Origin of the sequence: Paenisporosarcina sp. TG20 (assembly GCF_000286315.1) — a bacterium.
Taxonomy (GTDB): Bacteria; Bacillota; Bacilli; order Bacillales_A; family Planococcaceae; genus Paenisporosarcina.
In genome coordinates, this window is record NZ_ALJG01000254.1 from 1 (window position 1) to 13,864 (window position 13,864).

General features: G+C 36.1%; 13 protein-coding genes. All 13 read right to left on the reverse strand.

Features of this window, described 5'->3' with window-relative positions; all coding sequences use genetic code 11:
- Nucleotides 1-331 precede the first annotated feature (331 nt).
- The 13 genes from ndk to B371_RS0106930 all read right to left on the reverse strand — a co-directional run bounded on the left by ndk (nt 332) and on the right by B371_RS0106930 (nt 13,099).
- Nucleotides 332-778, reverse strand: a complete 447-nt coding sequence (ndk, locus tag B371_RS0106870; RefSeq protein ID WP_019413566.1) for a nucleoside-diphosphate kinase — start codon at nt 776-778, stop codon at nt 332-334.
- Nucleotides 779-881: 103 nt separating this feature from the next.
- On the reverse strand, nt 882-1,856 hold the full coding sequence (hepT, locus tag B371_RS0106875) for a heptaprenyl diphosphate synthase component II (protein WP_019413567.1): 975 nt from the start codon (nt 1,854-1,856) through the stop codon (nt 882-884).
- 23 nt (nt 1,857-1,879) lie between these two features.
- Nucleotides 1,880-2,581, reverse strand: coding sequence for a demethylmenaquinone methyltransferase (locus B371_RS0106880; protein WP_019413568.1), 702 nt, complete (start codon nt 2,579-2,581; stop codon nt 1,880-1,882).
- Nucleotides 2,582-2,587: 6 nt separating this feature from the next.
- Nucleotides 2,588-3,379 carry a heptaprenyl diphosphate synthase component 1 gene (locus B371_RS0106885; protein ID WP_019413569.1) on the reverse strand — a complete coding sequence of 264 codons (792 nt, stop codon included), beginning with the start codon at nt 3,377-3,379 and terminating at the stop codon, nt 2,588-2,590.
- 83 nt (nt 3,380-3,462) lie between these two features.
- Nucleotides 3,463-3,684, reverse strand: coding sequence for a trp RNA-binding attenuation protein MtrB (gene mtrB, locus B371_RS0106890; protein WP_019413570.1), 222 nt, complete (start codon nt 3,682-3,684; stop codon nt 3,463-3,465).
- Between the two features lie 73 nt (nt 3,685-3,757).
- Nucleotides 3,758-4,327: a GTP cyclohydrolase I FolE gene (folE, locus tag B371_RS0106895; protein WP_019413571.1), complete on the reverse strand. Its 570-nt coding sequence runs from the start codon at nt 4,325-4,327 to the stop codon at nt 3,758-3,760.
- A 297-nt stretch (nt 4,328-4,624) separates the two neighbouring features.
- On the reverse strand, nt 4,625-4,897 hold the full coding sequence (locus tag B371_RS0106900) for an HU family DNA-binding protein (RefSeq protein ID WP_019413572.1): 273 nt from the start codon (nt 4,895-4,897) through the stop codon (nt 4,625-4,627).
- A gap of 969 nt (nt 4,898-5,866) precedes the next feature.
- Entirely contained in the window at nt 5,867-7,345 is a 1,479-nt protein-coding gene (gene spoIVA / locus B371_RS0106905) for a stage IV sporulation protein A (protein WP_019413573.1), read from the reverse strand.
- A 78-nt stretch (nt 7,346-7,423) separates the two neighbouring features.
- Nucleotides 7,424-8,134: a hypothetical protein gene (locus B371_RS0106910; protein WP_019413574.1), complete on the reverse strand. Its 711-nt coding sequence runs from the start codon at nt 8,132-8,134 to the stop codon at nt 7,424-7,426.
- A gap of 9 nt (nt 8,135-8,143) precedes the next feature.
- Nucleotides 8,144-8,347: a DUF2768 domain-containing protein gene (locus B371_RS0106915; RefSeq protein WP_019413575.1), complete on the reverse strand. Its 204-nt coding sequence runs from the start codon at nt 8,345-8,347 to the stop codon at nt 8,144-8,146.
- A 100-nt stretch (nt 8,348-8,447) separates the two neighbouring features.
- On the reverse strand, nt 8,448-9,461 hold the full coding sequence (locus B371_RS0106920; RefSeq protein ID WP_019413576.1) for an NAD(P)H-dependent glycerol-3-phosphate dehydrogenase: 1,014 nt from the start codon (nt 9,459-9,461) through the stop codon (nt 8,448-8,450).
- Between the two features lie 27 nt (nt 9,462-9,488).
- The gene (der, locus tag B371_RS0106925; protein ID WP_019413577.1) at nt 9,489-10,799 is read right to left on the reverse strand and encodes a ribosome biogenesis GTPase Der; all 1,311 of its coding nucleotides are present in this window, start codon (nt 10,797-10,799) and stop codon (nt 9,489-9,491) included.
- A 1,934-nt stretch (nt 10,800-12,733) separates the two neighbouring features.
- The gene (locus B371_RS0106930; protein WP_019413578.1) at nt 12,734-13,099 is read right to left on the reverse strand and encodes a hypothetical protein; all 366 of its coding nucleotides are present in this window, start codon (nt 13,097-13,099) and stop codon (nt 12,734-12,736) included.
- Nucleotides 13,100-13,864 lie beyond the last annotated feature (765 nt).

The following is a 13,864-nucleotide window of genomic DNA, read 5'->3' on the forward strand; positions in this document are numbered from 1 at the left end:
TTACTTGATTGAAGCGGAAGGCGGCGGAAAACATCTGCTCCTGCATCGCTGCGCTAGCTTCGTCGCAAAGAACTGGTCCAAATTCCCTTTGGTCCAGTTCTTTCCTACGGGATTAGCGGGACAGGTGAGACCCCGCAGTGAGCGTTAGCGACCGAGGAGGCTCGCCGCCCGCCCCGTGGAAAGCGTCCGCCTGGAGCGCAAATCAGCGGTTTCATATTAGAAACTACTCCTTAAAATTCCTGGAATACTGGTTTTATGGCTCACTAAATTTATATACTCTCTTATTTGTAAAAAAAGCAGTCAAATGAAATATCATTTGACTGCTACTTTTTTAGTTAACCCAGTTATTCGCATCTTTCGTGTATGAAACAAGTTCTTCTTCTTTGAAGAATAATCCGATTTCACGAACAGCACTATCTGCAGAGTCAGAACCATGAATAATGTTTTTGCCAACTGTTACAGCAAAGTCACCACGGATTGTTCCTGGAGCAGATTCTTTCGGGTTTGTAGCGCCTGTCATCAAACGAGAAACTGAAATGACATTCTCGCCTTCCCAAACCATTGCGAAAACTGGTCCAGAAGTGATGAAATCTACTAGCTCACCGAAAAATGGACGTTCCTTGTGCTCACCATAATGTTCTTTAGCAAGCTCTGGTGAAATTTGCATCAATTTTGCTCCAACTAAATGGAAGCCTTTCTTTTCAAAACGACCTACGATTTCGCCGATCACGTTACGTTGTACGCCGTCTGGTTTTACCATTAAAAAAGTTCTTTCCAATATAAACACTCCTTATTGTGAATCTCAACGAATTATACCCAATCTAGAGGATATTTTATCCACCGTAAAAATATTACCATTGTATTTGTCATTGTTCAACATATTAAAATTTACGTTTACCCATATAAAGTGCAATTTCACGTAAAGACTTTTTGGCTAAAGATGTCGGAAGTGCATTAATTTCATTTAAGGCTTTTTGTAAGTATAGATTACTTATCGCTTTGGATTTAGCAATCGCATCAGATTCTCTAATCCTTTTTACTAGAGCAAGCCGTTCAATCTCTGTCATATTTCCTGAGAGTGCATACTCTAGTGCTGGTCTAAATTCAGGAGAATCTTTTAAGAACAGAATTGGTAATGTGATATTTCCTTGGATTAAATCAGATCCTGCTGGCTTGCCTAGTTCCTTATCTGAAGATGTGAAATCTAAAATATCATCAATAATTTGAAATGACATTCCAACATAGTAACCAAACCGCTTCAAATGATTGGCAGTCTTCACATCTGCACCTGACACAATTGCTCCTAGTTCACAACTAGATGCAATAAGTAATGCGGTCTTTCTTTTAATACGTCTAAAGTAATCTTGTAGTCGTTGGTCCAACTTAAATTTATCTTCAATTTGAATTATTTCACCTACACAAATTTCGACCATTGCATGGGAAAGAATACGATGTGCTTGTGGGTTTTGAATTTTAGTTATGTATTCAAGCGCACGGGCAAAAATAAAATCGCCAGTATACATGGCGACTCGATTATTCCACTGTGCTTTCACAGTTAGTTTCCCACGTCTCATCTCCGAATCGTCGATTACATCATCGTGTACCAGAGATGCCATATGTATAAGTTCTAAGGGGACGGCTACATTCTTCATTTGATCGATTTGATAATGACCAAACTTACCTGCTAGCAGAACAAAAACAGGTCTAATCCGCTTTCCTCCCGCATGCAATAAATGAAGAGAAGCTTCATTGAGTAAGTCTGAAGACGAATTAACGGCTATTTCTAATTCTTTTTCGATAAAATCTAAATCTGAACGCATATCAGAATAGAGCATCTTCAACTTCATCTTTTCCACAACAGGCAACCTTCTCCCAATAATTAAACTTTTTTAATGCCCATATGTCTTGCAGCAGCTCCACCACTGTAAGGCTTATACTCAACTTGATCAAATCCAGCTTGTTCAAGCAGTTTTGCTAATGCTTTCATTCCTGGAAAATCTTTCGCAGATTCTTGTAACCAAGAATATTCTTTGTAACTCTTTGCAAAAAATTTGCCAAAGACTGGCATGATGTATTTAAAGTAAAATCGAAATAATTGCTTAAACACTGGTAGTTCCGATTGAGATGTTTCTAAACAAACGAACATTCCACCTGGTTTAAGTACTCGATGAATTTCTTTTAATACTTGTAAATAATCAGGTACATTACGTAAACCAAAACCGATAGTAACATAGTCAAACGTCGATTCAGCAAAAGGTAATTCCATTGCATTGCCATGAATTAGCTCAATTTGAGGATAATCTTTTACTTTCTCAATTCCAACATTTAACATGTTTTGACTAAAATCTAATCCTATTGCTTTACCATTTTGTCCAACCGCTTCTCCAATGGCAATCGTCCAATCTGCTGTTCCACAACAAACATCCAGAGCAGTACTACCTACTTTAACATCCATCCGGGACATGGTGTCTTCACGCCATTTTTTATGTTGTTGGAAACTAATCACTGAATTCATTTTATCGTAATTTCCCGAAATTTTTTCGAAAACTTCATGCACACGTTGTTCTTTAGTTTTGGTCATGCCTGGTCACCTTTCTCTCATGACTGACACATGCTCATTTAATTGCAGTTCATACAAGTCAACTAAGAATTGCTGAACAGAATGGTTGAGTAGGTGGTGAGATTGTGATATTTCTTCTATCATTTTAAATTTTTGTTTGGTTAGTTCTTGATTCAACAGTGCTAGCCATGTTTGTGGGTAACCTAATTCTCGTTCACTTTCTGTTAAGGATTCCTGAAAACGGGATCCTATCCCTTGTTTTACAAGTTCTAACTCATATTCGATACGATGAATTAACAAGCCTTGACGAACGAAAGTTTTATAAAAACTAAATCCATAATGGTCATAAAACTGCTCAATAGATAAACTTTCAATGGTTTGTATGGTTTGCATCCATTCAGTAAACGAAAGCTTTACATCATCGTATACAGATGCCTTTTTCTCACTAATATCGATAATTCCATTTGATAATGAACGAATTAATTGGATATTAGAATCTTTCGCTAATATCTGATAGTAAAGACCACTATAATAATCTCCTGCCAACACGGTTAACTGTTGGCCTTTAGATGAGGCATTTAATTCTTTAATTTGGTCATGTGCTGTTAGAGCACTATAAATGAATGCAACAGAAATAGCGGACTTCTCATGTTCATCAGTCCACTGATACCCGTTTAGTAAAGGTAAAAGCAAAAAAAATAAACGATCTTCGCGAAGGTCTGGTTCCCCTGTATGTTTACGAAGAGTCCGATGGCGTACAAACATCAATATTTTTGACTTCAATTGTTCAATATTTTGTTGTATGATTTTTTCGCTCATCGTACGTGCTCCATTTCGATTGGTTACCTGTGTCGTATTTTGTAATTATACCACAGCATGGTTAGTCATTCACTAAGACAGACCTATTTTTTAGTTTCACTATAAATTATGCCATGTGTTGTTTGTATTTCTGCTTTTCCGCGTATCTTGATCGCTGAAGTATGTTCAGTAAATTGAGCAATCATTACTTCTCCACGGTCTAATTTTTCGGAATGATGAAATTTAGTATCTGTCCCTCGTGTAAGACCGATAACATTAACACCATCTTCATCTGCCCGAATTACTATATATTCTGTTTGTGCCATTATACATTCTCCTTTGATAGCCATTTATCTGTTAGCATAGCATAACCTATTTCTTTGATTTTACAGCATACGCTTATTTCATTTGAATGAATGATACAATTTCATTGCGCTTTATATGGTCTTGTTCATAAACTCCACGCGCAACAGCCGTTACCGTTTTTGAGCCAGGTTTTTTAATTCCACGCATTGTCATACACATATGCTCTGCTTCCACAATTACATAAACACCATATGGATTTAGCATCTCCATGATTGAATCTGCAATTGTTGAAGTAATACGTTCTTGAAGTTGAGGACGTCTTGCGGTTGTTTCAACAGCTCGTGCTAATTTACTCAAACCTGTAACAACTCCATCTCTCGGAATGTAAGCAATGTGTGCTTTCCCGTAGAAAGGAACTAAATGATGTTCACACATAGAATGAAATGGAATGTCCTTAACTAAAACTAATTCTTCATGATCTTCATGAAAAACTGTTTTAAAATATTCTTTAGGATCTTCATGAAGTCCTGAAAACATCTCCGCGTACATTTTCGCAACTCGTTTTGGAGTATCAATAAGTCCTTCACGCTGCGGATTTTCACCAACTGCTTCTAGAATCATTTTTACTGCTTCTTCTATTTTTTGTAAATTAATCGTCGACATGATGGACGCCTCCTAATAATAATAAAACATAACTTATATCGCCCTTTATATATTCTTTGAGATTTCCTGTTAAATAGTCAACCAAAGTTGAACTAAAAAAGATGGGTTATAACATCGGATTTCTAAATGAATCGTAGCACACCATCAAATGTTACGCAAAATAGCTAAATTAGTCTATCTTTTTTTACGAAAGGCACTATTTCATTAAGAGATTGGACCTATCTCTATTTGCGAACTAAAAAAGAACGACCTTTGTGAAAATTCACAAAAGTCGTTCTTATGTAAGTACTACGCGAATTATTTCACCGCGTCCTTAAGAGCTTTACCTGGTTTAAAAGCAGGTACTTTACTTGCAGCGATATCAATTTCCATACCAGTTTGTGGGTTACGACCCTTACGAGCAGCACGTTCACGAACCTCAAAGTTACCAAAACCAATTAATTGAATTTTTTCACCTTTTGCAAGAGCGTCTTGAATTGTTTCAAATACAGCATCTACTGCTTTAGAAGACTCTTTTTTAGAAAGTTCAGTTGCCTCAGCTACGGAGTTTACTAATTCTGTTTTATTCACACCATTCACCTCCTCTCAAAGGGGATGGAATCTAATCATGTAAAAAGAGTATCATAACCAAAAAGGCTACGCAACAATATTTCGTTACAATTACCAAGTTAATGCAGAAAATACGCTAGTTATTAAAAAGAACAGGACTATTCGCATAGAAATAGCAAAGACCTGTTGTTTTTAAGAATTTAAAGATTTTTGAATATTACTACAAAAAAGAGATTATAGCTGTCCCAATAGTCATTTAAAATGACTTCTATGATCAGCCCTCTTTATCATATTAAAAATGTCTCTGTTAAACAAATCTAGTGATTTCCTTACAAGCTCTTTCGTGGTTAGAAACTTGCGGAGCGATGCAACGCACTTTCATGTTTCGAAGCTAGCGCAGCGATGCAGAAACAGAAACAGACGGACTATTTCTGAGGGCGAGCCGTGAACGTCCTCTGGTCTTTAGGATGTTCGTCACGAAGGCGTTGCCTCGCGAGGTGGCGTTCTTAGCTTTCGTTCCATAGTGTGATTCTGTGGGTCTCCAAGGCAACTGAAAAAGCTTACAGTTAAAATAAGAGTCCTTTAATACACGTTTTCAGTGCTTAGTGGATGCCTCCCACGAGAAGTTTAGCAGAAATCACTGCCAGTCTTCTCGCTCCGGCTACCTCTTGAAAGGCGTCTACACTGATTCTGCCTATGCATAATGGCCCACACAAAGATTGGGATTGTGGCATTGGCACACAACCTTTTGGAAGTGACAAGTACCCGACAACTACTTGTATAAGGAAAAAGTGGAAACATAAAACAGGTAAAGAAAAACTAGTCGTTTTTCTTTACCTGTTTTATTTTAGGGACTTGTTAGACAGCCCCTTGTATTTTTCTATTGGAAATTCAATACCATCTATGTTCTTGGTTAAGCCCACCTTGAGTAATCTAATTGACAATAATCAACTTTCACCCAGCAATAATTCACAAGGTTATTTCCGCTTCTTAAAGGATAAATGTTACCATTCCACGATCGCCCTCATTTACCATGCGTTCAATCGTTTCACGCATACGTTTCTTCGCATGTGTTGGAACAGCATCTGATTTAAAACGCATACTTTCTTTTAGCATTTCGTGTAATGGAGTTCCAAATAAGGACGTTTCCCACAGGGCTTCACGATTGTGATAGTAGGCCTCTTTTAAATCTTTTAATAGTTGTTGACTATGGAATTCTGAACCAATCAAAGGAGAAAATTCCGCTTCCATATCAACACGGATAATGTGAAGTGAAGGTGCCTTTGCTTTCATTCGAACACCGAAGAAATCATTTTGTTTGATTAACTCTGGAGCTGAAGGTTGGAAGTCTTGGACAGATGGTAATGAAACACCGTAGCCGCTTTCTTTAGCCATCTCAATTGCTTCATGGAAGCGAAGATAGGATTTTTTAGCATAAGACGATTCCTTAACATATAGCAGCCAATCTTTCTTTGTTATAATAGGTTCTTCTAAAAAGTCAAGATAGGCTGATTGAAATGCTTCATTTGTTAATTCAATTTGTATTGTTGCTTTGCCTTTTCCTGCATTTACTTCAATTACTTCAGCATTTTCAACAAAAGGCTCTTCAGCTAAGAATGATGCTAAATCTTTAACGTCTCGGATTTTGGCAACTTGCTGCGACCATGACTCCAATGAATTTTGAATTGATTCTTTTAATGGATGATCACTATCTAAAACGTCCATCCATTCAGGTTTTAATAATTCAAATGTGGTAACTGGAAATTCATATAGCGCTTCTTTTAAAACGTTTTGAATTTCATGTACCGTCATCTTATCAACTGCTGCGGCAATAACTGGTACATTATATTTTACTTTTAATTCCTGGCACAAATCAACTGCAAGATGATGAGCAGGCATTCTACTGTTTAATAAAACTACAAACGGTTTTCCAATTTCTTTCAACTGATCAATTATTTCTTCCTCAACTTGCTCTACAGCTGATCTCGGGAATTCGTTTACAGTTCCATCAGTTGTCATAACAATTCCAATGGTTGAATGATCTCGAATTACTTTGTCAGTGCCAATTCGTGCAGCTTCTTTGAACGGCATAGGCTCATTGCTCCAAGGCGTGTGGACTAATTTAGGGCCATTCTCATCTTCATGACCTTTTGCACCATCAATAATATAACCCACACAATCTGCCAAGCGAATATTAAAACTAAATGCATCATCACCGACTTGAATGCTAGTACCATGAGCTGGTACAAATTTTGGCTCAGCTGTCATAATCACTGCACCAGGAGAACTTTGAGGAAGTTCATCTTGTGCCCGTTGTCTATCCGCTTCATTCGTCATATTCGGGATTACTAAACTTTCCATTACTCTTTTGACAAAAGTAGATTTCCCGATTCGCACTGCACCAACTACACCAATATATACATCTCCATTTGTCCGTTCTGCTATTTGATGAAAAAGCTGTTCTGTCATATTGCTGCCCCCTTTTCCTACGCACTTTATCGTATGCACAAAAAAAACGTTTCATGCATATGCACGAAACGTTTGTCTCTATTTTTCTAATAAAAATTGTGGTTCATTATTTTCATCAATAGTATACGGAAGTGAATAGGCCGGAACAACTGGGTATTTATCTACTAGAAGAAAGCGAATATCTTCACCTGGTTTTACATCCGGATTATCTTCTTGAATTATACGATATAGCTCAATCGAGTAGTCTATATAAATCGTTCCATCTCCTGTAACTACTAACGGAAGATTTACATCAGAATAGGGGCTAGGAACAGTTTGTTCATTCTTATAACCCATGAGTTGATAATCTAATTTGTAGATATTTTCTGTAATTTGCTGATCTATGGGACCATATCCATTTATTCCGAGTTTTACATTTAACTCTCTAATTTTTTCAGCACTTCGTAAATCAACTAGTTTGACTGTTGGATTTTTTTCAACATCCATGATTACATACTGAAACAAGCCACCTTGTTCATAAGCATTTGGTGGAATTTCACTTAGATTGCTAGGAACAAGTTTTTGGAAATCAATTGGATATTTGATGTATTCATCAACATCTTGGTCTCTTGTTTTTATCGGTAATAAACCACTTGTTGATTCTTGAAATTGTTCAACAGCTTTTTGGACTGATGCTAGTTGTTCTTCATCAGGTCTCTGATTTTCAGTTCGTTCAGAGGTAGGATACATGCATCCAGACATCAAAACAGTAATTATAATAAGTAAGTTAACGTATAGTAATTTTTTCATTTGGCCACCTCAAGAACGTCCGGTTGGACCACTAAATACAATATAAATTGCACTTAAAAATCCAATTATTAGAAGTATATATGCAAATGCTGCAAAAACAAATTTAAACAAACGATTATTTATTTTGTTTCGGCTAACATAAATTAAACCCATAGAAATCATCATAAATCCCATGGAAGCAAAAGAAAGCCACATTTTGTCTAGTGATGACATAAACTTAACCACCCTTCACAGTCTCTCAACGAATAATTATAGCATTAAAAAACAAGAGAAGCAGACCTGCCATCTCTTGTTTAGTGACAATTTTATGATATTAATATAGATCTTCCATTTCATTTTTCTTAACGCGCTCCATTAATTGATCAACCGCTTGTTTAGGGTTAACCTGTTCAAATAACACCGCATTAAGAGTGCTTGTGATGGGCATGGGAACATTATGAAGAATAGACAACTGATAAGCAGCTTTCGTTGTTGAAACACCTTCGACAACCATACCCATTTGTTCTAATACTTCATCTAATTTCATGCCTTTTCCTAGCAAGTTTCCAGCACGCCAGTTTCTTGAATGGACACTTGTACATGTCACAATTAAGTCGCCAATACCTGTTAAACCAGAGAATGTTGAGGGATTTGCACCCATTTTGGTACCAAGACGGGAAATTTCAGCAAGGCCTCTTGTAATTAAAGCAGCCTTCGCATTATCACCGTATCCTAAACCATCTGATATCCCTGCACCTAGTGCAATAATATTTTTTAGGGCACCACCAATTTCAACGCCAATGACGTCTAGGTTTGTATACACACGAAAATACCCATGCATAAATAAATCTTGTACTTTTTCAGCATATCGAATGTCTTCGCAGGCAGCTGTTACAGTAGTAGGGTGTTTTAAAACCACCTCTTCAGCATGACTTGGACCTGATAGAACAACAATTTCTTCTATCAAATTAGAAGGTATTTCTTCTCGTATTATTTCAGAGATGCGTTTTAAAGAATCAGGTTCTATTCCTTTAGATACATGAACAAATAGAACGGGCTCTTGAATCCATTCTTTTAGACTACGACATACTTCACGAATCCCTTTAGTAGGCACAGCGATTACTATTATTTTTCCATGAGTGGCAGCTTCTTTTAATGATGAAGTAGCCATCAACGACTTGGGCAGTTCTATTCCCGATAGGTATTTCTCATTTGAATGTTGTTGATTAATTTCGTTTGCTTGGTCTTTACGATGTGACCATAACAAACAATTGTGACCTTTTTCTGCAAGAACAATACTTAAAGCTGTCCCCCAGCTACCGGCACCTAAAACAACTACTTTTTCCATTTTAGAAAACTCCCTTGTTAATACAACTTACGTTCTTGCTCGAATAATAATGCGAATTGGTGTACCTTCAAAATCAAATGATTCACGAATTCGGTTTTCAAGGAATCGTTCATATGAGAAATGCATTATTTCTGGATCATTTACGAATACAACAAATGTCGGTGGTTTAATAGCAACTTGTGTAGCGTAGTAAATACGCAGACGACGCCCTTTGTCAGCAGGAGCAGGGTTTCGTGCAACTGCATCTTCAATTACTTCGTTTAAAATACTCGATGTCACGCGCATTGCGTGGTTCTCACTAACACGATTGACAATTGGTAAAATTGAGTGTACTCGTTGCTTTGTTACCGCTGAAACAAAAATAATTGGAGCATAACTTAAGAACAAGAAGTGATCACGAATTAATTTTGTTGTCTTATTCATTGTTTTCTCATCTTTTTCAACTGCATCCCATTTATTAACAACAATGATGATTGCTTTACCCGCTTCGTGGGCGTAACCAGCTATTTTTTTATCTTGTTCTTGAATACCTTCTTCTCCATTTAACACAACTAAAACAACGTCAGAACGTTCAATTGCACGCAGTGCTCGAAGTACACTATATTTTTCAGTGCTTTCATAGACTTTTCCTTTTTTACGCATACCAGCAGTGTCGATAATCACATATGGTTGATCTTCGTATTCATATTGTGTATCAATTGCATCACGAGTTGTTCCTGCAACATCACTAACAATTACACGATCGTCACCCAAGAAACTATTTACTAAAGATGACTTCCCAACATTTGGTCGACCAATTAATGAAAACTTGATGACGTCTTCTGGGTAAACTTCTTCATCTTCTTCTGGAAAACTTTTCGCTACTGCATCTAATAAGTCTCCTAGACCTAATCCATGGGAACCTGAAATAGGGTATGGTTCACCAAATCCTAATGAATAGAAATCGTAAATCATTGGACGCATATCAGGATTATCAATCTTGTTAATAGCTAATACAACAGGTTTTTTTGTTTTATATAACAATTTAGCTACTTGCTCATCAGCAGACGTTACCCCTTCTCGCCCATTAGTCAAGAAAATAATAACATCTGCTTCTTGAATGGCAATTTCAGCTTGTGCACGGATTTGTTCTAAGTAAGGCTCGTCCCCAATATCAATTCCGCCTGTGTCTATAATGTTAAATTCATGTGTTAACCAATCTGCCGCGTTATATATACGATCACGTGTTACACCAGGAATATCTTCCACAATGGAAACACGTTCTCCAACGATTCGATTAAAAATTGTTGACTTTCCAACGTTCGGTCTACCAACTATTGCTACTACCGGTTTAGGCATATTTATTTCATCCTTCCAAATTCTTCTCTAAGGTATTATACATAAGAATAGTGCAAAACGCTATGAATGCTCGACGAGGCACTGAAAAGTATCTCTTTTAACCTCTTGTAGTAGTTCCAAGAAAAAACATTGATATAACTACTTCAAATCTTTATCATAATTGGGATTTCTAAAGCCAGTTAAGTTAGACAGTTGTCTTATATCCTAAATAAACGGCTTGATGACCTTCAAGAAGTGTTCAATAGCAGGATAAACACTCAAGTATGTCAATATCGTAACATCATCCTACTAATAAGAGCACTAATAATTATATGAACAAAAAAACAAGTCTAAAAATAACTTCTTAATATTTTCATCATTTTCCACTTATTTTAACCATTATTCATTTAACTAATCCCATCTCACCAATTTAACCACTGACATAATAGGATCTACAAAAGATTTTCTAAGAAAAACCGGCAAAGTACGGCTTGTCCTTTAAGCAAGAACACACAACTTTATGATCATTTGAAAAATATATATCAAACTGTATCTCATTCGGTTTCAGTGTCGCTTTGGACGTGCAAATTTACAGCACCATAACCTCAAGAGTAAAAGGGATGAGTGAAGTTTCACTTCTCTCATCCCTTTCTTACAGGCAATCTTGCAGCAGTTTTGCGCCCGACGCGACCCTTCAACCAAGGGGCATATCGTATTTTTGATTTGGGTCGACGTGAGAAAAGACACTTATTTTATACAGATGGGCGGCCGAAGATACTATTTCGGCCTTTTTCTTCATTTTTTAAGGTTGGGTAAATTCTTTTCGTAACCCTTGCGTAAGTCGAATTACTATCAATTGTTTAGGTAGTAGAAACAATTTTCTTCATGGAAACCCTTCGTTTAAACAGTTAACTAGAGATAACTAAAATTAGCTTTAGAATACTAACCTTTTTTTGTGAAAATATAAAAAATTATGAACTTTTTCACTACCATTCATCGACTTTTTTAGTTTTCTCCAGTTTGCTAACTAACTGCTCAATATATCCATGAAAGAACTAGTAAATGTGATCATAATTCATGTGGTTCTTGTATATAAATAGCGTAAACTGTACTCTTACTCGCCAAGTGGATGCTGAGATAGATGACAAGCGCCCATTTTAAGCAACAATGGATTATTTCACTTGATTAATTCAACTTCTTGTTATGATTGGGGCAACTTTTGTTCTTATATGGGCAACTCTTGATGTTATTAGGGCAACTTCTGTTCTTATTGGGGAAACTACCCAATTATCTCCTAATGTTAGTAACACCTTACATTAAAGATAGCCCCAAATCTTTAATAATTCATTCATCGTAGGGTTGATCACGCGAGAATAGTTAGCTAGACTCGAAAATCAGGGAAAACGACTTGCTAGATAGATTATATAGCTTCTGGCCCCAAAAAGACCCGCGGGTTGGCGCTTGGAGTAGACAAGCAACTCCAAGTTCGAAGCTGTAACTATATAAAACATATACTTTTGTATATCCCTAAGAAAAACCGGGCAAGTACACCCGATCCTTGTAAGAATGGTCACCATAGAAACCCGTTTATTTTCGCTACGGTGGACGCTTTTCTCGGGCATGGCTTCAGTTCAAAATACCAGAATTTTAATTTTCATGATGCTGCATTTTTCTATTATTTAAGGTACCAGTGACTTTCTTAAGGGGTTCTCTTCATAGGTGCAAAACACAAAATCGAGTCTCAAACAGCAATTTAAAACGAAATGATATTAGCATCGCTTTTAGCGGTGCTTTTTTGTGATTTTCTGATAGAAATTAATATAAAAAAACACTGATTAATTTCTCAGTGTTTTTCTAGTTCTAGTTTTAGTAAAGTAAACCTAAATTCCACCTCTGCTTATTCAACTAAAGCATCTCGTTAGTGCAAAAAGGAATTCTATAATTTTATTTCAAATTTATTTTTTTGATATTTTCTTAATAGTTTCATCTTCAATTGTAAACTCTCCTAAGAAACCTTTTATTTCAATATCTAATTTATACGAAGAATCTTCAAGATTCCGATATGTCCGATTCACTTCCATTACAAAGGTACCTGGTGAATAACCTCCGTGTACATTTTGCATTAAAATCGGTTCTTTACCATTTTTTGTTAGTTCAAGTTCAAAAGTATCACAGTTATAATCAAGACATTGGATTCCATAAGTATCTTCCATCCATCTTACTAAATCTTCATTATTCGGTTTTTGTTTGGCAACAATTACAGCACTTGCAACCGCAATTATTACAATAATTATTAAAGTAAGCCAAAACTTTTTCTTCATACAATTCCCCCTAAGGTATATACACTTTCCTGCTAGCGTTAGTTTGAGAAACCAGCCTTTTTTAAGATCTCTGTTCTTGTGCTAAAGCACCTCGTTAGTGAAAACCTATTTTTTAACTTTAAGTAATATAGTAAACAATAAACCAATTATCACACTACTATTTATTTGATTTGCAATGCTTGGGGCGTGTTCAAAAAAGTAAATCATCACTAAGGTATATGCAATTATCCCAATCAACAGATATGCAATATTATCATCATTATTCAAGAATCCCCACCCTTTCAAATTATATATTGTATTGCTAAAACCTTAATTCCTTATTTCACTAACTTTGCTCGTTAATTTAATAAAAAAATAAAGTCCTCTCTTGAACATTATACCATCATTTTACAATTTATCCTGCAAAATATAAACTTTTCTGTTTTTAAAAACCGATGTAGACTGGATGTGCTTTTAGCATATCATTTAGCAGTAAGTTTAGTTGAATTACAACTTTCATTGTAGTGCGACTAAATAGGCTACTAAATATATAGCTGAAAATGATGATATTAGAGCAATAATGTTTATATATCAATAAGAAATGGACTGCCAATTCATATTCTAATTGATAGTCCATTTATGTTGTATTTTAAAGTTTTGCACCTCTGAAGAGAACCCCTTATGACTTTCTGCACTCTCTTCTTTTTAAGTTGTGTTTTCTTTTATGATCAATTCGAAAACATCTACTTGATTGAAGCGCAAGGCGGCGGAAAACATCTGCTCCTG

Bases quoted from the DNA above. Each gene is read 5' to 3' on its own strand.
- der (WP_019413577.1), bottom strand. From the start codon at position 10,799: ATGCCTAAACCGGTAGTAGCAATAGTTGGTAGACCGAACGTTGGAAAG.
- B371_RS0106930 (WP_019413578.1), bottom strand. From the start codon at position 13,099: ATGAAGAAAAAGTTTTGGCTTACTTTAATAATTATTGTAATAATTGCG.
- folE (WP_019413571.1), bottom strand. From the start codon at position 4,327: ATGTCGACGATTAATTTACAAAAAATAGAAGAAGCAGTAAAAATGATT.
- B371_RS0106920 (WP_019413576.1), bottom strand. From the start codon at position 9,461: ATGGAAAAAGTAGTTGTTTTAGGTGCCGGTAGCTGGGGGACAGCTTTA.
- B371_RS0106885 (WP_019413569.1), bottom strand. From the start codon at position 3,379: ATGAGCGAAAAAATCATACAACAAAATATTGAACAATTGAAGTCAAAA.
- mtrB (WP_019413570.1), bottom strand. From the start codon at position 3,684: ATGGCACAAACAGAATATATAGTAATTCGGGCAGATGAAGATGGTGTT.
- spoIVA (WP_019413573.1), bottom strand. From the start codon at position 7,345: ATGACAGAACAGCTTTTTCATCAAATAGCAGAACGGACAAATGGAGAT.
- B371_RS0106910 (WP_019413574.1), bottom strand. From the start codon at position 8,134: ATGAAAAAATTACTATACGTTAACTTACTTATTATAATTACTGTTTTG.
- B371_RS0106915 (WP_019413575.1), bottom strand. From the start codon at position 8,347: ATGTCATCACTAGACAAAATGTGGCTTTCTTTTGCTTCCATGGGATTT.
- B371_RS0106880 (WP_019413568.1), bottom strand. From the start codon at position 2,581: ATGACCAAAACTAAAGAACAACGTGTGCATGAAGTTTTCGAAAAAATT.